We start from the raw sequence: 18,271 nt of genomic DNA, 5'->3' as shown, positions 1-18,271 counted from the left end.
TGACTATGTTTTATGCTATCCCGGAATCCCGGCCGCACACACCGCTGCTGGATCAGATCAGTATTCCGGCGGATCTGCGACAGCTAACGGTAGAGCAGTTGCCTCAGCTGGCTGAACAGTTGCGCGCATTTCTGCTCTACACGGTTGGCCAGACCGGTGGACATTTTGGTGCCGGTCTTGGTGTGATTGAACTGACCATCGCCCTGCACTATCTGCTCCGGACACCGGATGACCATCTGATCTGGGATGTAGGCCATCAGAGTTATCCCCATAAAATTCTCACCGGTCGCCGCCAGGAACTGCTGAGTATCCGGCAAAAAGATGGCCTGGCTCCCTTTCCCCGCATCAGCGAAAGTCCATATGATGATTTCGGTACCGGACATTCGAGCACCTCGATCAGTGCCGCCCTAGGCATGGCGCTGGCGGACCGTTTGCAGGGACTGAAACATAAAACCGTAGCGGTTATCGGTGATGGTGCGATGACAGCAGGGATGGCATTTGAAGCGCTGAATCATGCCGCCCATACCCATGCCAACCTGCTGGTGATTCTGAACGATAACGATATGTCGATCTCCCGCAACGAGGGCGGACTGGCCACCTATCTGGCGAGAAACCTCAAAGATAAGATGGGGGCCACCACAGCGGCACTGTTTGAAGCCCTGGACTTTCATTATAACGGCCCGGTTGATGGCCACGACTTCAATCAGTTATTGCCTGCCCTGCAGCGGTCGCTGAACAGCAAAGGGCCACAGTTTCTGCATATTACCACCCTCAAAGGCAAGGGCTTTGCTCCGGCAGAGAAAGATCCGGTGGGTTATCACGCGATCACGAAAATTGAACCTATCAACCCACCTACCCCGCCAAAACCAAGACAATCCAGCTATGCCAACATATTTGGCCGCTGGATCTGCGACCTGGCGGAGCACGATTCCCGTACAGTGGCTATCACCCCCGCAATGTGTGAAGGCTCTGATCTGGTGCAGTTTTCGCAGCGTTTCAGCGAACGTTTCTTTGATGTCGCTATTGCAGAGCAGCATGCAGTCACCCTGGCGGCCGGTATGGCCTGCCGCCAGATGAAACCGGTGGTTGCTATCTATTCCACCTTTTTACAACGTGGTTATGACCAGCTGATTCACGATGTCGCTATCCAGAATCTGGATATTCTGTTCGCGCTCGACCGGGCCGGTCTGGTGGGTGAGGATGGCGCGACCCACTCGGGCTGCTTTGATATCAGCTATCTGCGCTGCCTTCCCGGACTGATGATCATGGCCCCTGCTGACGAGCAGGAACTGTGCAACCTGTTACAAACCGGTTATGAATATCAGGGCCCTGCAGCCGTACGCTACCCCCGCGGAACAGGTCCCGGCGTTGCGACCACAACGCCACAGATCATCCCTCCCGGCCAGGCCAGAGTGATACGACAGGGCGAGCGTGCTGCACTGTTAAACTTCGGCCCGCTTCTCAATGAAGCCAGGGTGGCCGCTGAACAGCTGAATCTGACTCTGGTGGATATGCGATTTGTTAAACCCCTCGATCACTCGCTGATCGATCAGTTGGTCACAAATCATCCGTTGCTGGTGACCCTTGAGGACCATGCTGTCAAAGGTGGCGCTGGGGCTGAGGTTAGTGAGCACCTGCATACACAGCAATACCATAACGATTTACTCTGTCTGGGGATTCCTGATCGCTGGATTGAACATGCAACCCGGGCAGAACAACTGGCGGAGTGCGGGCTGGACAGCCAGGGGATTATCCAGTCAATCCAGGGCTGCCTGTAACATCCAGGTATAAAAAAACCGGCCTGGTAAGCCGGTTTTTTTAAAGTTCATTCCTCTTCATCATCCTGAAAATGATGTTCACTCATCAGGTGACCGAGCTTGCCCATCTTGGTCGCAAGATACTGCTCATTGTGGCGGTTTTTGCCCACCTGCAGAGGCACCCGGGCGGCAACATTGAGGCCATACTGTTCCAGCGCCTTAACCTTACGCGGATTATTCGTCATCAGGTTGACGCTGGTCACACCGAGATGCTCAAGCATCACCTGACACATACTGTAATCCCGCATATCTGCAGCAAAGCCCAGTTTCTCGTTGGCCTCAACAGTGTCAGCCCCACCATCCTGAAGGTGGTAGGCCCGGATCTTGTTCAGCAGGCCGATACCCCGCCCTTCCTGGCGCAGATACAGCAGTACTCCGCAGCCCTCTTCACTGATCCGTTTCAGTGCTTCCTGCAGCTGGAAACCACAGTCGCAACGTAGCGAAAACAGAGCGTCACCGGTGAGACATTCAGAGTGGATACGCGCCAGTACCGGTGTATCCGTATTCAGATCCCCATAGGTCAGCGCCACATGCTCTTTTCCGGATGCCAGGTCTTCAAACCCAACCATGGTAAAGACCCCCCATGGGGTCGGCAACTTGGATGATGCGGCGTACTTTACGGACACTAAGGGATTCCTTCGAAAAATAAGGCGGTTATTCTAGCAGTGATAGCGCCTTTCACATACCCCTGTAATGGGGTCATTATCAGAATATTAAAGGTTAGGCTGCATTAATTTTGCGCTGCCAGCTCGAGATCAGCACGGCGGGGCAACATAACCATCACCTTCAGCCCACCCAACTGTGCGGATGATTCGAGTATTATCCGCCCCTGATACTGACGCACTATCTCATTGATAATGCTCATCCCCAGGCCATGACCACTGGTTGACTCATCAAGCCGCTCACCGCGGTTCATCAAGCGTTCCCGGGCCTCTTCAGGAACCCCCGGGCCATCATCCTCAATGGTCAGTTCAAGACAGTGCTCATCCATATGCGCTGTGATACAGATCTGACTCTGCGCCCATTTACTGGCGTTATCCAGCAGATTGCCCAGCAACTCCACCAGATCATCCCGCTCACCGGGAAAATAACTTTTAGCGCTGATATCCAGGTTGAACACCAACGCCTTCTCCCGGTAGATCGCTTTGAGGGTGCGAATCAGCTTTTCCAGCTCTTCGCCCACATAGATCCGCTGTCCCGGCAGGGCGGCTCCGGCAATCCGGGCCCGGGTCAGTTCCCGGTCGATCATCTGCCGCAGCCGCTGGGACTGTTCCTTAATCCCCTGTCCCTGAGTTACCCCCTGCTCAAGCAGGGTATCAATATGACGATCAATCACCGTGAGTGGTGTTTTTGCGGCATGGGCCAGATTACCGACCGCATTGCGGGAACGCTGCAAACGCAGCTCCATATTCTGCACCAGATAGTTAATCTCAGTTACCAGTGGTTCAATTTCACGGGTATTGGTAGGCGACAGCTGGCGGATATCCCCCGCTTTCAACCGGGATATATCCTGTTTAACCTCGGTTAGTGAACTGAGCCCCCGGCGGATAATAAAGATCTGCAGTGCCAGCAGAATGATCAGACCAATCACCCCCAGCCCAGCCAGCAACCAGCCCAGCTGAGTCAGTGATTTATCAATGCGACTGATATCCTCAGCCAGAACGACCTGGATCTCACGCCCCTGTTTCATGAAGGTTTTTGAGTACACCAGCGTCGGCTTATCATCCTGCTGAATCAGGCGGATATTCTCCTGACCAATATCCTGTCCCGCTGCAGCAGGTATCTGTCCATCCCACAGTGAGCGGGAGAAAAACCACTTACCATCCACCGCGACCTGGTAATAGTGACCTGACATCGGCTGCTGATACACTGAAGAGGTGTTATCGACATTGATACGCCAGCCGGAACCGATATCCATCTCAACCGCCCGCAGAACAGAGTAGGCATCGCTGGTAAGGCGGGCGGCGACAAAGTCATATGCCATCTGTCGCAGAAACCAGCTTTGCCCCACCCAGAACAGGCTGAACAGAATCAGCGTGACGACAATAAAATTAACATTGAGTCTGGATTGAATCGACCTCAACGGCTGGCTCCGAATACATACCCCTGACCCCGCTTGGTGGAGATCATCTCGTGGCCAATCTTTTTCCGCAGCATCTTGATATACGCTTCCACCACATTACTGTCGTTCTCAGCACAATCATCGTACATATGCTCCACCAGCTGCAGCTTCGACAAGACCCGTCCGGGGTTGTGCATCATATACCGCAGCAGGCGGTATTCGGTTCCGGTCAGGGCAACTTCTGTGCCCTCACGGATAACCGACTGGGTATTCTCGTCCAGAGTCAGCCCTGAGGTTTGCAGTTGTGAAGTAATCTGTTGGTTCGCCCGCCGCAACAGTGCAGTCATCCGCGCCAGCAGCTCCTCGGTATGAAACGGTTTAGGCAGATAGTCATCCGCCCCCGCATCAAAACCATCGACCCGCTCCTGCCAGGCACTACGGGCGGTCAGCACCAGAACCGGGATATTATTCTTCTGTGCCCGCCAGTGGCGTAGCACATCCAGCCCCGACCGGTCGGGCAGCCCCAGATCCAGCACCACCAGGTCATAGATATCCTCCCTGCCGAGCGTTTCGCCATCAATACCATTAACCGCCAGATCCACCGCATAGCCATGCTTCGCCAGCGAAGCCTTCAGCTCAGGCCCCAGGGCAGCATCATCTTCCACTAACAGAATACGCATCTGTCCCGATCTCCTACTCTTTACGCTGTAGCGCTACCGGATCAACCACATCGCCGTTGCGGGCATCGACATAGAGCATAGACACCATGCCATCGGGAGCGGCTATCTCCATCTCATAAATATAGAGCTGTTCTTTCTGCAACAGGTGGGTATCAATAATTTTGCCTTCCGACAGCGTACTGACCAACCGCATCAGATCGCTCATTGAGAGAATCTCACCCGCCTGCACCAACACCCGGCAGGCTTCAGCATCCAGGGTTTTCACCCCAACCCACTCACTGTGCGCTACCGGTGACGCCAGAAGGAGTAAAAATGCTATCTTTATCATCATTGCTTTCATTATTACTCCTCTGCTCTGTGCAACAGCCTCTGTTTGTCAGCGGTAGCCGACATCTCAAAACAGTCCCACTAGTATAAATATACCCGTAACACGCTGGAATAGTTATCCCAGACTGTCAGACAAGAATATCAGCGATCTGTGAAATCAAGCTGAAAGCACGGAGATAGAGCAGAAGAGTGGTGAATCTGATGGTGGTGCAGAATAAAGGCTACAACAACCGGGTTAACAGTTGCAGACAGATCAGCGCCATCAACCCCGCCAGCACATCATCAAGCATGATACCCAGTCCGCCGGCGACCTTCTTATCTGCCCAGCTGATCGGCCAGGGTTTAATAATATCGAACAGTCTGAACAGAACAAACCCGATAACAATCCAGAGCCACCCGGGGGGGGCTGCCAGCATCGTTATCCAGTAGCCTACAAATTCATCCCAGACTATCCCCCCATGATCATGCACCCCCATATCTTTTGAAGTTTGACCACAGAGGTAGATCCCCACCAGAAAGGTGACCAGCAAAAACACCCCATACCAGACCAGAGAGAGCGGCTGAATCAGCAAAAACAGAGGGATAGCGGCCAGTGTTCCCGCCGTACCCGGCGCCCAGGGAGAAGCGCCACTGCCAAGCCCGAACGCCAGAAAGTGGATCGGATTTCGCCACACGGATGCAGGAGCCTGATTCATCGTAAATTACCTGTTCCAGAAAAATGATTATAACCCTGAGGCGTCACAGGCAGGACCTGACCATCCTCCGCCAGAACGATCCCACGCGTCTCAGAGATCTGTCCAATACAGGTTACAGCAACGTTGTGATCACGCAGCGCCCAGGCCAGCTTTGGCTCCACCAAAGCCGGCGCAGTAAAACAGAGTTCAAAATCTTCTCCACCACTCAGCGCCCACTGCCGTGACTGCGCTTCTCCCACCCAGTGATGCAGCTCATGAGAGATTGGCAGTTCACCCGGGTTGAGCATTGCCCCCACCTGGCTGGCTTCAAGAATATGATTCAGGTCTGCCAGAAGACCATCCGAAATATCGATTGCCGCCGTGGCAAAGGGAGCAATCAGCAACGCCGTATCCAGTCGGGGCTCGGGGCAGAAAAAACGGTGCTGCAGGTAGGGCACCTGTTCACCATGGATGTTGTTCAGCAGAGTCTCCAGCCCACCACGGGAGTCTCCCAGTGTGCCGGTGACAAAGATCCGGTCACCGGGACGGGCACCACTGCGCAGCAATGCTTTGCCAGCCGGCGTCCATCCGTGTACCTGCACACTCAGGGTAAGCGGTCCGCGGGTGGTATCTCCCCCTACCAGTTGCACACCATATTGGCGCGCCAGCTCGGCCAGACGGGTACTGAAGGCCTTCAGCCAGACCGGATCGGTATCAGGCAACGTCAGTGCCAGGGTGAAAAAAGCCGGGCTGGCCGCCATTGCTGCCAGATCACTGAGTGCAGCGCCCAGCAGCCGCGAAGCGACTCTGTCTCCGGAAGTGCCAAACGGAAAGTGAACCCCCTCGACCATGGTGTCGATAGAGACCACCAGATCCTGGTGAGCGGGCGGCGTGATGACCGCACAGTCATCCCCCACTGAGAGCTGCACAGACCCGGAAAGATCGCCACCAATATCGGCAAAATAGTCCCGGATCAGCTCAAACTCGCCGGTCATCACAGCGACTTATTTACCACGATTAGCGTTTATCTCGGTCATACGCACCCGGGCAGCCAGCTTGTCGAGTATGCCATTCACATACTTATGACTCTCGGTCGCACCGAAGATTTTTGCCAGATCAACGCTTTCATTAATCACCACTTTATAGGGCACGACAATGCGATTGATCAGCTCAAAACTACCGATCCGCAGCACCGCCCGCTCTATCGGATCGAGATCATCCAGCGCACGGTCCAGGAAGGGCTCATAAGCGCGATCCAGTTCCGCGACATTGGCAGGTACGCCATGCAACAGCTCATTGAAGAGGCTCAGATCAGTACCTGACATATCGTTATCCATACGGAACTGCAGTTCAATATCAGCCACCGCATTCCCGGACATCTCCCACTGATAGAGCGCCTGCAGGGCAAAACTGCGGGCCGCCCGACGCATCTCTGTGAGAGAGGGTTTTTTCTGCTTTTTAGGTGCAGGAGTGTCGCTCATCTTAAACCTCAAGCTGACGCAGCAGACTAACCATTTCCAGCGCAGACAGTGCAGCTTCTGCACCTTTATTACCTGCTTTAGTGCCGGAACGCTCAATCGCCTGCTCAATGGAATTAACTGTCAGAATACCATTAGCCACTGGGATACCGTACTCCAGAGAGACCTGAGCCACACCTTTAGAGCTCTCACCAGAGACGTATTCGAAGTGCGGCGTACCGCCACGAATCACCGCGCCCAGCGCAATAATGGCATCATCTTTTTTCTGTGCGGCGATCTTCTGCACCGCTAACGGAATCTCAAACGCACCGGGCACCCGCACCACACGGATCTTCTCTGCGGCGATACCATGGCGTTTCAGGGTATCAATCGCGCCTTCCAGCAGGCTTTCGACAACAAAACTGTTAAAACGCCCCACAACGATTGCGTACTGACCATTTCCGCTGAGGAAATCACCTTCAATATACTGAACTGACATATTCTTTACTCTTCGCATGCAATGTAATCGACAATCTCCAGATCAAAACCGGAGATTGCATTAAATTTCATAGGTGAACTCAGCACCCGCATCTTACCTACACCCAGATCCCGCAGGATCTGAGAGCCGGTGCCTACCGTCAGATAGGAACCTGAAGCACTGATATTGTGCTGACGGATCTTCTTCTCAGTGTTGAGCATCTGATTCAGAGCGTCGCCCAGATCAACCCGGACACCGGTATCCAGCAGCAATACCACACCTTTACCTTCATCAGAGATTTTTTTCAGAGCCCGGCGCATCGTCCACTTCAGCTCTTCTCCCTGGGCCGCACCAACAACATCCCGCAGCACCTCAGTACGCAGATGAACCCGTACCGGGGTTGGCTCTTCAGGAGTGATCTCCCCCAGCGTCAGTGCCATATGGGTACACCCCTGAATCTCATCCAGATAGGTGACGAAGTTGAAATCACCAAACTCGGTTGGCAACACCCCTTCACTTTCACGCATCACCGTATGTTCGTTGGTGGTGCGGTAATGGATCAGATCGGCGATGGTACCGATCTTGAGGTTATGCTTCTGGGCAAACTCTTCCAGATCAGGACGGCGCGCCATGGTGCCATCATCATTCATAATTTCGACAATCGCCGCTGCTGGCGTCATCCCCGCCAGGCGGGCCAGATCACAACCCGCTTCCGTATGACCGGCACGACTCAGCACACCACCAGGCTGCGCCATCAGCGGGAAGATATGGCCCGGCTGGACAATATCCTCTGGCTTGGCGTCTGCGCGGACTGCCGTCCGCACCGTATGGGCACGGTCTGCAGCAGAGATACCGGTAGTCACACCTTCAGCGGCTTCGATCGACAGGGTAAAGTTAGTAGAAAACTGCGCGCCATTACTCTGCACCATCAACGGCAGCTTCAACTGCTGGCAGCGGTCACGGGTCAGCGTCAGACAGATCAGTCCACGGGCATGGGTGGCCATAAAATTGATATCATCAGCACGCACCATCTCCGCAGCGATCACCAGATCGCCTTCATTTTCCCGGTCTTCGTCATCCATCAGGATAACCATTTTGCCCTGACGGATATCATCGATCAGTTCCTGGGGGGTATTCAGTTCCATTAACCTAAAGCCTCTGTGGCCGCGCTAGCGGCGGTTCAGGAAACCCGCCTGAGCGAGGGTAGCCATACTCACCCCACCGGCGGTTTCCGTTAAATTAGTATCGCTGTCATCGGTATAGTTGATCAGCCGCTCCATATAGCGGGCAATAATATCAACTTCCAGATGCACCTTCCGACCAGACTGATAGCTGGCTATTATAGTTTCCTGCGCCGTATGAGGCACAATATTCAGATCAAAAATATGCCCCTCTACCGCGTTCGCCGTAAGACTGACGCCATCTACGGTAATCGAACCTTTAGCGGCTATATAGCGGGCAATCGCTTTCGGCGCGCTGATCTTATAACGGATCGAGCGGGCATCAGCTTCTATCGATACCACTTCGCCCAGCCCATCCACATGACCAGTGACAATATGACCGCCAAAACGGGTGGTCGGTTGCATCGCTTTTTCCAGATTTACCCGTTCACCCGGAGAAAGATCAGGAAACCGGGTATGCACCAGCGTTTCTCTGGAAACATCCGCCCAGAAGCCATCTCCCGGCAGCGCCACGGCGGTCAGACAGACCCCGTTTACGGCAATACTGTCTCCCAGCTTTACATCCGACAGATCCAGATCACCGGTGCGGATATACAGACGCAGATCGCCCTGCACCTCTTCGGCCGCGGCGATCACCCCCACCGCTTCAATTATTCCGGTAAACATCGTTATTTCTCCAGCCCGGGGACCAGCGTCAGACGCAGATCATCCCCAAGCATCCGGCTGTCGACAAGAGTCAGCGTTTTCTGCTGACTCATTTTATCCAGCGGCAGCTGAAACATTGGCAGGGCACTGCTGCCCAGCAGTTTCATCGCCTGATAAAGTACCAGCTCATCCACCAGCCCCGCCTCAATAAAGGCCCCCGCAAGGGTAGCGCCGGCTTCCACCAGTACTTCGTTGCACTCTCTGCGCGCCAGCTCCTGCAGCAACTGATGCAGATCGATACGGCCTTGCTCTCCCGGCAGTATGAGCCACTCGGCCGAGTCGATATCGGCGATAAAAGCGGGGGCATCAACGCAACTGACAATCAGGGTGTGCCCTGGCAGACCGAACATCTTAGCCCGTTCAGGTATCCGGCCGGTACTATCCAGTATCACCCGCAACGGTTGGCGGGCACAGACCTCTTCAGCATTATCCAGCCCCAGCTCGGCGGCACGAATATTGAGCGACGCATCATCACTGATGACTGAACTAACACCACTGATCACCGCTGAACTGCGCGCCCGCAAGCGTTGTACATCCTGCCGGGCCAGTGGGCCGGTGATCCATTGGCTCTCGCCGGATGCCATCGCCGTACGACCATCCAGACTGGCAGCCATTTTAAGCCGGACAAATGGCATTTTCGTTGCCATCCGTTGAATAAACCCCGGATTCAGTGCCCGACACTGGCTCTCCATCAGACCCACACGAACCGATATGCCAGCTTGTTGCAGTTTAGCGATGCCATTACCAGAAACCCGCGGGTTAGGATCAACCATACCCACAACCACTTCTGTCACACCTGCCGCGATCAACGCATCGGCACAGGGCGGAGTTTTACCAAAATGACTGCAGGGTTCCAGCGTAACATAGGCGGTACAACCCTTTGCCTGTTCACCCGCACTACGCAGGGCATTAACCTCTGCATGCCCCTCGCCCGCTTTACGATGATAGCCTTCAGCGATCATCTGGCTATCTTTAGCCAGCACACAGCCTACCCGCGGGTTGGGTTCGGTAGTATAGAGTCCCTGCCAGGCGATCTGTATCGCCCGGGACATAAAGGTGTGATCTGCAATACTCCAGTCTGTCATCGCGGTTACTCGGCCTTGAGCACATCCTCTTTCTGTTCGGACAACCGGTCAATCTCCTCTTTAAACTCGTTGATATCCTGGAAGCTGCGATACACCGAAGCAAACCGCACATAGGCAACCTGATCAAGCTTGCGCAGCTGACTCATCACCTCTTCGCCAACACTCCGGGAGGGTAGCTCACGCTCGCCCGTGGCCCGCAGGTGTTGTTTGATCCGGCTGATACAGGCTTCGATATCTTCAACGCTGACCGGGCGTTTTTCCACAGCACGCTGGATACCGGCACGGAGTTTATCTTCATCGAAAGGTTGACGGGTGCCATCCGCTTTAATCAGGCGGGGCATCAGAAGCTCAGCAGCTTCGTAGGTGGTAAACCGCTCATGACAGGAGATACATTCGCGCCGGCGACGCACCTGCTGCCCCTCTGCCACCAGGCGTGAATCAACCACCTTGGTTTCATGGGCATTACAGAACGGACAGTACATATATCATCCTCAAAAGAGCGTAGCTGCATTGGCAGCCTGAAAAGAGCGTTTAATCGTTTATATAAGCACGCATTCATCACAGATTTCAAAGCGCTTATATAAACAACCGGGGCGCCCAAGGCGCCCCGATAGAGAAACAGGTTTTAAACCGTTTCTATTGTAACGGTTTACTTATAAACCGGGAAGCGTGCACAGATATCCAGAACCTTCTGTTTCACTGTGTTGATAACGTCTTCATTATCGATGTTATCCAGTACATCACAGATCCAGTTAGTCAGTTGCTCCGCTTCGGCTTCACCAAAACCACGACGGGTAATGGCTGGCGTACCGATACGAAGACCGGAAGTCACGAACGGTGAACGGGGATCATTCGGTACAGAGTTTTTGTTGACGGTAATGTTGGCGCGCCCCAGAGCGGCATCTGCATCTTTACCGGTGTACTCTTTACCGATCAGGTCAACCAGGAACAGGTGATCATCGGTACCATCAGAAACAATCTTGATACCACGCGATTTGAATACACTGGCCATCGCCTGAGCATTTTTAACAACCTGAGCCTGATAGGCTTTCCAGTCATCCTGCATCGCTTCTTTAAAGCAAACGGCTTTGGCAGCAATGATATGCATCAGCGGGCCGCCCTGAGACTCAGGGAACACGGCAAAATTGAGTTTCTTCTGCAGCTCTTCATCGGCATTTGCCGACAGGATCAGACCACCACGTGGACCACCCAGGGTCTTGTGAGTGGTGGTTGTCACAACATCAGCAAAAGGCAGTGGCGTCGGGTAAACACCCGCTGCAACCAGACCGGCAACATGTGCCATATCAACAAACAGGTATGCCCCAACTTTATCCGCAATATCACGGAAACGCTGCCAGTCAACCACACGAGAGTAGGCTGAGAAGCCCGCTACGATCATTTTTGGTTTATGTTCCAGTGCCAGACGCTCAACTTCGTCATAATCGATTTCGCCAGTCTCAGCATTCAAACCGTACTGAACCGCATTGTAGATGCGGCCGGAGAAGCTGACAGCAGCACCGTGAGTCAGGTGACCACCGTGGGCCAGACTCATCCCCAGAACCGTATCACCTGGCTGACACAGCGCCATATAAACCGCTGCGTTTGCCTGAGAACCGGAATGCGGCTGAACGTTTGCGTAGGTCGCATCGAACAGCTCTTTAGCACGATCAATCGCCAGTTGTTCAACCACATCAACATGCTCACAACCACCGTAGTAGCGCTTACCAGGGTAACCTTCCGCGTATTTATTGGTCAGCTCAGAGCCCTGAGCTTCCATTACCCGTGGGCTGGTATAGTTTTCAGAAGCGATCAGTTCGATATGCTCTTCCTGACGCCTGGCCTCAGCCTGCATCGCTGCATACAGATCCGGATCAAAACCAGCGATAGTCATCTCTTTGCTAAACATTAGCGGTCCCCAAGGTTGAGATTTACACAGGCCCCGCCATCGTGCTTGAAATAGCAACGATATTCCGGGCCTTGGAAAAGCCGCATATTATAGTCGAATTTAGATACAAAGCGCACTTGAAAGTGAGTCAGTTAACAGAGAATTTCGCTCATAAAGAGAATAAACCCGGCAGCTTTTCGCCGCCGGGTGCTGAGATATACCGAATAACGTTTATTCAATAGCGATAGAAACAGAGGCGGGTTGTTGTTCCTGAACCTTAGGCAGCGTCAGACTCAACACTCCATTCTCGAAACTGGCTTTAATCCCCGCCGGATCGACATCAGCTCCGACGCTGAGGGAGCGGACAAACCTGCCATAGCGGCGCTCCTGACGAATCAGCTTGCCATCTTTTTCCTCTGTGTTCTCGCGGGTGCTTTCAGCACTGACGGAGAGCACCCCGTTTTCCAGACTGACGTTGATATCCTCTTTTTTGATGCCCGGCAGATCAACCCTGACCAGATACTGTCCTTCGCCATCATGGACATCTATTGCCGGCACTTTATCACCACCATCCTCACGGCGAACCGGACGAAAGAAGTCATTGAAGAATGTGTCGTCAAACAGACTATTAAAACGTGTCAGATTACTCATATTGCTCACCTCCCGAGAAATTACTGGTCGTGATCGCACGCCTTAATGCTGCGGTTTAGCAACCCCGGAATCAGCACCATAAAACCGCTGATAAACACGCAGTTACTAACGGCACTCTAAGTTTAGAAATGAGATTGAGTATTCTCCAGGGCTTTTTTTGACGCATATCAAATAGCAATAAACGTTCTGTACCGCTAAGATATGCGCAGTTCAGAGATAACAGTTAACAGGTTGTGTAATGGCTCAGTACGTTTACAGCATGAATCGGGTTGGCAAAGTTGTGCCCCCCAAACGTGAAATTTTAAAAGATATCTCCCTGTCCTTCTTCCCCGGCGCCAAAATCGGCGTGCTGGGTCTGAACGGTTCGGGTAAATCATCCCTGCTGAGAATCATGGCAGGCGTGGACCAGGAGTATATTGGCGAAGCTCGCCCCATGCCCGGCATTAATGTGGGCTATCTGCCTCAGGAACCGGAGCTGGATGACAGCAAAACGGTCCGCGAAGTGGTTGAAGAAGCGGTGGCGGATGTCAAAGAGGCACTGGACGGTCTGGAGGCAGTTTATGCCGCCTACGCTGAACCGGATGCCGATTTTGATGAGCTGGCCAAACAACAGGCCCGCTATGAAGATCTGATCGCCGCCAAAGATGGCCATAACCTGGATATCATGCTGGAGCGTGCCGCCGATGCGATGCGTCTGCCGCCCTGGGACGCAGAGGTTAAAAATCTGTCCGGCGGTGAGCGTCGCCGGGTTGCTCTCTGCCGCCTGCTGCTGGATAAGCCGGACATGCTGTTGCTGGACGAGCCAACCAACCATCTGGATGCTGAATCGATCGCCTGGATTGAGCGCTTCCTGCAGGAATATCCTGGCACCGTTGTGGCGATCACCCACGACCGTTATTTCCTCGATAATGCCGCTGGCTGGATTCTCGAGCTCGACCGGGGCCGCGGTATCCCCTACGAAGGCAACTACTCCAGCTGGCTGGAACAGAAAGAGAAGCGTCTGGAGATGGAGTCCAAGCAGGAAGCCGCTCACCATAAAGCGGTAAATGCCGAGCTGGAGTGGGTACGTCAGGGTCAGAAAGGCCGTCAGGCGAAATCCAAAGCCCGTCTGCGCCAGTTTGAAGAGATGAACTCCCGGGAATTTCAGACCCGCAATGAAACCTCTGAGATCTATATTCCACCGGGACCTCGCCTCGGGGAAAAGGTGATCGTTTTGAACAACGTTACCAAGTCCTTCGGCGACAAAGTGCTGTTTGAAGATCTGTCACTGAGCATTCCTCAGGGAGCCATTGTCGGCATTATCGGTGGTAACGGTGCTGGTAAATCAACCCTGTTCAAAATGATCACCGGTGCAGAGCAGCCTGATTCCGGTACGATTGAGATCGGCGAAACGGTAAAACTGGCCTACGTCGACCAGAGCCGCGATCTGGCGGGCGAAAAAACCGTCTGGGAAGAGATCTCCGATGGCCAGGACAACATTGTTGTGGGCAACTACACCACCTCCTCACGGGCATACTGCGGACGTTTCAACTTCAAGGGCGCTGATCAGCAGAAGTTTGTTAAAGACCTGTCCGGTGGTGAACGTAACCGCCTGCATATGGCCAAGCTGCTGAAAGAGGGTGGCAATGTACTGTTACTCGATGAGCCGACCAACGATCTTGACGTAGAAACCCTGCGGGCACTGGAGGAAGCGCTGCTGGCCTTCCCAGGCTGCGCGGTAGTGATCTCCCACGACCGCTGGTTCCTCGACCGCGTATGTACCCATATGCTGGCCTATGAAGGCGATTCGAAGGTGGAGTTCTTTGAAGGCAACTACACCGAATACGCTGAAGATTACAAGCGACGCTACGGCAAGGATCATCAGCCAGAACGAATCAAATACAAGCGGATGGCTAAGTAACGCTATCTCCTGCCCATCAACAAAAAACCGGCTTCGCGCCGGTTTTTTTTATATTCCTCAGTCTGAGCATTGGCAAAAGATACTCCTGGGAAAAATTACACTAGAATAAACATTAGTCTGACAGACAGAACCGGAGAATCGAATGACAGAAGAGCGGCGCCGTTTCCAGCGAATCACCTTTGATGCGAATTGCGAGGTCCATACCGATGAATGCAGCTGGCCGGTGGAGCTGATCGACATCTCTTTCCAGGGTGCGCTGACCTCAGTCATCCTGACACCATTGCTGAATATCGGCGACGCAGCCGAACTGATTATCCGCCTCACCAATGACATTACTATCCGCATGCCGGTAATCCTGCGGCATCAGTTAGGGGAGTATCTGGGCTTTGAAGCGCAGAGCATGGATATTGACAGCATCTCCCACCTGCGCCGACTGGTTGAGCTGAACCTGGGCAGTGAAGCACTGCTCGAAAGAGAGCTGCTGCAACTGACCAATAGCTGATCCAGCGGGACGATGATTACAATGCATCCAGCGCTTCAGATAGCTGACTGACGCTGATTACAGTCATCCCCTGGGGAGCTTGCTTCGGGGCATTGGCCTTCGGCACAATCGCCCGGCGAAAGCCGTGCTTGGCAGCTTCTCTGATCCGTTCCTGGCCGTTCGGTACCGGACGAATCTCTCCCGACAGCCCCACCTCACCAAACACAATCAGATCCTGCGGCAGCGCCCGGTCACGAAAACTGGACACTACCGAGAGCAACAGAGCCAGGTCAGCACTGGTTTCCAGCACCTTCACCCCGCCCACCACGTTGACAAACACATCCTGATCACCAGTCTGCAAGCCCCCATGGCGGTGTAAAACGGCCAGCAACATCGCCAGACGGTTATGATCAAGCCCCACCGCTACCCGGCGCGGATTGTTCATATGACTCTGATCCACCAGCGCCTGAATCTCCACCAGCAGCGGCCGGGTGCCCTCCCAGACAACCATGACCAGACTGCCCGGACTGGCCTTTTCTCCCCGATTAAGGAAGATGGAACTGGGGTTCTTCACCTCCTTCAACCCCTGCTCCAGCATGGCAAACACCCCCAGTTCATTTACCGCACCGAAACGATTTTTGTGACTGCGCAGAGTGCGGAAACGACCATCACTGTCCCCTTCCAGCTGCAGCGAGCAATCGATCATATGCTCCAGCACTTTAGGACCCGCCAGCGAGCCATCCTTGGTTACATGGCCTACCAGAAACAGCACCGTGCCGGTCTGTTTGGCAAAGCGGGTCAGATACGCCGCCGCTTCCCGCACCTGAGAGACGCTGCCGGGCGCCGACTGAACATCATCCACATGCATCACCTGAATCGAGTCCACCACCAGCACTATAGGTTTCAGCTGCTCTGCAATAGTACAGATCTGCTCCACGCTGGTTTCCGACAACATCTTCAGATTGGTGGTGGTCAGCCCAAGTCGCTGAGCCCGCAAGGCAACCTGCTGCAGTGACTCCTCACCGGTGACATACAGTGCCGGCATCTGCTGCGCCAGATGACACATAGTCTGCAGTAACAGCGTACTTTTACCGGCCCCCGGATGCCCGCCGATCAGGATCGCGGACCCGGGAACCAGCCCGCCCCCCAGCACCCGGTCCAGCTCACCTGAACCGGAGGCAAAGCGCGGCATATCTGCGAGATTCACCTCCGACAGATCCTGCACTCTTGCCATGTTACCGGCACCGGCATAACCTTCAAACCGCGCGCCCCGCTGAGGACTCGACTTGGCACTGCTAAGCCGCACTTCGGTGAGGGTATTCCAGGCATGGCAGGCACCGCACTGTCCCTGCCATTTGCTGTAATCTGCACCGCAATCATTACAGACATACGCACTCTTTGCCTTGGCCATCAATCTCTCCTGCGAATAGATCTGAGCATTCTATCGGAACCCTCTGTCACCTTGAACCAAAGAGGCCTTTATTTATTCAGCCGAAGGGCTACAATCATCCGCTACGTAACGAATAAAAACGAACACAGACGTATTACATTGCTTATGAGGAGCTTCAGATGAAACTGGAAACAATTGCCATACACGGTGGTTACAGCCCGGAAGAAACGACCAAAGCGGTCGCTGTACCCATTTATCAAACCACCTCCTACGCGTTTGATAACGCGCAACATGGCGCTGATCTGTTTGATCTGAAAGTCCCTGGCAATATCTATACCCGCATTATGAACCCAACCACCGATGTACTGGAGCAGCGCGTCGCGGCGATGGAGGGCGGTGTAGCAGCGCTGGCGGTAGCTTCCGGTATGGCGGCGATTACCTACGCAATTCAGACCATCGCTGAGGTTGGCGACAATATCATCGCCACCAGCGAACTGTATGGCGGCACCTACAACCTGTTTGCCCACACCTTTCCACGTCAGGGCATTGAGGTACGTTTTGCCAATAAAGATGACTTTGCCGCGATGGAAGCACAGATCGATGACCGCACCCGGGCAATTTACTGTGAATCAATTGGCAACCCTTCCGGCGGCATTGCCGACATTGAAACCATGGCTGAGCTGGCCCATAAACACGGCCTGCCTCTGATCGTTGACAGCACTGTTGCCAGCCCGGCTCTGTGGCGCCCGATTGAGCATGGTGCCGATATCGTTGTTCAGGCGGCCACCAAGTATATAGGCGGTCACGGTAACTCTATCGGCGGCGTTATCATCGATTCCGGTAAGTTCCCCTGGGCAGATCACGCTGACCGCTTCCCACTGCTGAATACCCCTGACGTGTCATACCACGGCGTGGTTTACACCGACGCCTTTGGCCCGGCAGCCTTTATCGGCCGCTGCCGTGTCGTACCGCTGAGAAACACCGGTGCAGCACTGTCACCAATGAATGCCTTCCTGCTACTACAAGGTATCGAAACGCTGTCTCTGCGTATGGAGCGGGTGTGTGAAAATACTCAGAAGGTTGCCGAGTATCTGGAAGGCCACGATCAGGTTAACTGGGTTAATTATGCAGGCCTGGAAAACCACAAAGATTACCCTCTGGCACAGAAGTATATGAAAGGCCAGGCTTCCGGCATCCTCAGCTTCGGCATCAAAGGTGGACGCGAAGGCACCCGTAAATTCTATGATGCACTGAACATCTTCACCCGCTTAGTGAATATCGGCGACTGTAAGTCTCTGGCGTCGATTCCAGCAGAAACCACCCACCGTCAGTTGAATGATGAAGAGCTGAAGTCTGCCGGTGTAACCGACGATATGGTGCGTCTGTCAGTCGGCATTGAGCATATCGATGATCTGCTGGCCGATCTGGAGCAGGCGCTACAGGCAGCAAAATAAGCTGAGCGACCGGACCAACCATAAAAAAAGCCTCGCAGTTGCGA

19 protein-coding genes are annotated in these 18,271 nt (G+C 54.0%); 4 read left to right on the top strand and 15 right to left on the bottom strand.

Features of this window, described 5'->3' with window-relative positions; all coding sequences use genetic code 11:
- Window positions 1-5 precede the first annotated feature (5 nt).
- Window positions 6-1,778, top strand: coding sequence for a 1-deoxy-D-xylulose-5-phosphate synthase (gene dxs / locus BMY09_RS05395; protein ID WP_091355266.1), 1,773 nt, complete (start codon window positions 6-8; stop codon window positions 1,776-1,778).
- A gap of 47 nt (window positions 1,779-1,825) precedes the next feature.
- On the opposite strand, the gene ribA is transcribed toward dxs, so the two are convergent.
- The 14 genes from ribA to BMY09_RS05325 all read right to left on the bottom strand — a co-directional run bounded on the left by ribA (window position 1,826) and on the right by BMY09_RS05325 (window position 13,002).
- Window positions 1,826-2,443, bottom strand: a complete 618-nt coding sequence (ribA, locus tag BMY09_RS05390; RefSeq protein WP_091354984.1) for a GTP cyclohydrolase II — start codon at window positions 2,441-2,443, stop codon at window positions 1,826-1,828.
- A 104-nt stretch (window positions 2,444-2,547) separates the two neighbouring features.
- Complete coding sequence (locus tag BMY09_RS05385) at window positions 2,548-3,900, bottom strand: ATP-binding protein (RefSeq protein WP_245756506.1); 1,353 nt, start codon at window positions 3,898-3,900, stop codon at window positions 2,548-2,550.
- On the bottom strand, window positions 3,897-4,559 hold the full coding sequence (locus tag BMY09_RS05380) for a response regulator transcription factor (RefSeq protein ID WP_091354982.1): 663 nt from the start codon (window positions 4,557-4,559) through the stop codon (window positions 3,897-3,899). Before BMY09_RS05380 ends, BMY09_RS05385 begins: the two co-directional genes overlap by 4 nt.
- Window positions 4,560-4,572: 13 nt before the next feature.
- Window positions 4,573-4,899 (bottom strand): PepSY domain-containing protein, encoded by a 327-nt coding sequence (locus tag BMY09_RS05375; RefSeq protein WP_091354978.1) that lies wholly within the window; start codon window positions 4,897-4,899, stop codon window positions 4,573-4,575.
- A 208-nt stretch (window positions 4,900-5,107) separates the two neighbouring features.
- Window positions 5,108-5,581 carry a phosphatidylglycerophosphatase A family protein gene (locus tag BMY09_RS05370; RefSeq protein ID WP_091354976.1) on the bottom strand — a complete coding sequence of 158 codons (474 nt, stop codon included), beginning with the start codon at window positions 5,579-5,581 and terminating at the stop codon, window positions 5,108-5,110.
- Complete coding sequence (gene thiL / locus BMY09_RS05365) at window positions 5,578-6,555, bottom strand: thiamine-phosphate kinase (RefSeq protein ID WP_091354974.1); 978 nt, start codon at window positions 6,553-6,555, stop codon at window positions 5,578-5,580. Before thiL ends, BMY09_RS05370 begins: the two co-directional genes overlap by 4 nt.
- Window positions 6,556-6,564: 9 nt before the next feature.
- Window positions 6,565-7,041, bottom strand: a complete 477-nt coding sequence (gene nusB / locus BMY09_RS05360) for a transcription antitermination factor NusB (RefSeq protein WP_091354971.1) — start codon at window positions 7,039-7,041, stop codon at window positions 6,565-6,567.
- A 1-nt stretch (window position 7,042) separates the two neighbouring features.
- On the bottom strand, window positions 7,043-7,516 hold the full coding sequence (gene ribH, locus BMY09_RS05355; protein ID WP_091354969.1) for a 6,7-dimethyl-8-ribityllumazine synthase: 474 nt from the start codon (window positions 7,514-7,516) through the stop codon (window positions 7,043-7,045).
- A gap of 5 nt (window positions 7,517-7,521) precedes the next feature.
- Entirely contained in the window at window positions 7,522-8,640 is a 1,119-nt protein-coding gene (gene ribBA, locus BMY09_RS05350) for a bifunctional 3,4-dihydroxy-2-butanone-4-phosphate synthase/GTP cyclohydrolase II (RefSeq protein ID WP_091354966.1), read from the bottom strand.
- Between the two features lie 24 nt (window positions 8,641-8,664).
- Window positions 8,665-9,342, bottom strand: coding sequence for a riboflavin synthase (locus BMY09_RS05345; RefSeq protein ID WP_091354964.1), 678 nt, complete (start codon window positions 9,340-9,342; stop codon window positions 8,665-8,667).
- 2 nt (window positions 9,343-9,344) lie between these two features.
- Window positions 9,345-10,466, bottom strand: a complete 1,122-nt coding sequence (ribD, locus tag BMY09_RS05340) for a bifunctional diaminohydroxyphosphoribosylaminopyrimidine deaminase/5-amino-6-(5-phosphoribosylamino)uracil reductase RibD (protein WP_091354961.1) — start codon at window positions 10,464-10,466, stop codon at window positions 9,345-9,347.
- 5 nt (window positions 10,467-10,471) lie between these two features.
- Window positions 10,472-10,948 carry a transcriptional regulator NrdR gene (gene nrdR / locus BMY09_RS05335; RefSeq protein ID WP_091354959.1) on the bottom strand — a complete coding sequence of 159 codons (477 nt, stop codon included), beginning with the start codon at window positions 10,946-10,948 and terminating at the stop codon, window positions 10,472-10,474.
- A 167-nt stretch (window positions 10,949-11,115) separates the two neighbouring features.
- Window positions 11,116-12,372, bottom strand: coding sequence for a serine hydroxymethyltransferase (glyA, locus tag BMY09_RS05330; RefSeq protein ID WP_091354957.1), 1,257 nt, complete (start codon window positions 12,370-12,372; stop codon window positions 11,116-11,118).
- Window positions 12,373-12,582: 210 nt separating this feature from the next.
- Window positions 12,583-13,002 carry an Hsp20/alpha crystallin family protein gene (locus BMY09_RS05325; RefSeq protein ID WP_091354954.1) on the bottom strand — a complete coding sequence of 140 codons (420 nt, stop codon included), beginning with the start codon at window positions 13,000-13,002 and terminating at the stop codon, window positions 12,583-12,585.
- A 238-nt stretch (window positions 13,003-13,240) separates the two neighbouring features.
- Between BMY09_RS05325 and ettA the strand changes: the two genes are divergently transcribed.
- Window positions 13,241-14,902 (top strand): energy-dependent translational throttle protein EttA, encoded by a 1,662-nt coding sequence (ettA, locus tag BMY09_RS05320; RefSeq protein ID WP_091354952.1) that lies wholly within the window; start codon window positions 13,241-13,243, stop codon window positions 14,900-14,902.
- A 142-nt stretch (window positions 14,903-15,044) separates the two neighbouring features.
- Window positions 15,045-15,404: a PilZ domain-containing protein gene (locus tag BMY09_RS05315; protein WP_091354950.1), complete on the top strand. Its 360-nt coding sequence runs from the start codon at window positions 15,045-15,047 to the stop codon at window positions 15,402-15,404.
- Window positions 15,405-15,420: 16 nt separating this feature from the next.
- Here the strand turns inward: BMY09_RS05315 and radA are convergent, their stop codons facing one another.
- Entirely contained in the window at window positions 15,421-16,794 is a 1,374-nt protein-coding gene (gene radA / locus BMY09_RS05310) for a DNA repair protein RadA (RefSeq protein ID WP_091354947.1), read from the bottom strand.
- A gap of 158 nt (window positions 16,795-16,952) precedes the next feature.
- Between radA and BMY09_RS05305 the strand changes: the two genes are divergently transcribed.
- Window positions 16,953-18,227, top strand: a complete 1,275-nt coding sequence (locus BMY09_RS05305; RefSeq protein ID WP_091354945.1) for an O-acetylhomoserine aminocarboxypropyltransferase/cysteine synthase family protein — start codon at window positions 16,953-16,955, stop codon at window positions 18,225-18,227.
- The last annotated feature ends 44 nt before the right edge of the window (window positions 18,228-18,271 follow it).

Origin of the sequence: Amphritea atlantica (assembly GCF_900111095.1) — a bacterium.
In the GTDB taxonomy this organism is placed as follows: domain Bacteria; phylum Pseudomonadota; class Gammaproteobacteria; order Pseudomonadales; family Balneatricaceae; genus Amphritea; species Amphritea atlantica.
The sequence above is the reverse complement of the archived record's forward strand: the minus strand, read 5'-3'. Positions and strand labels throughout refer to the sequence as shown.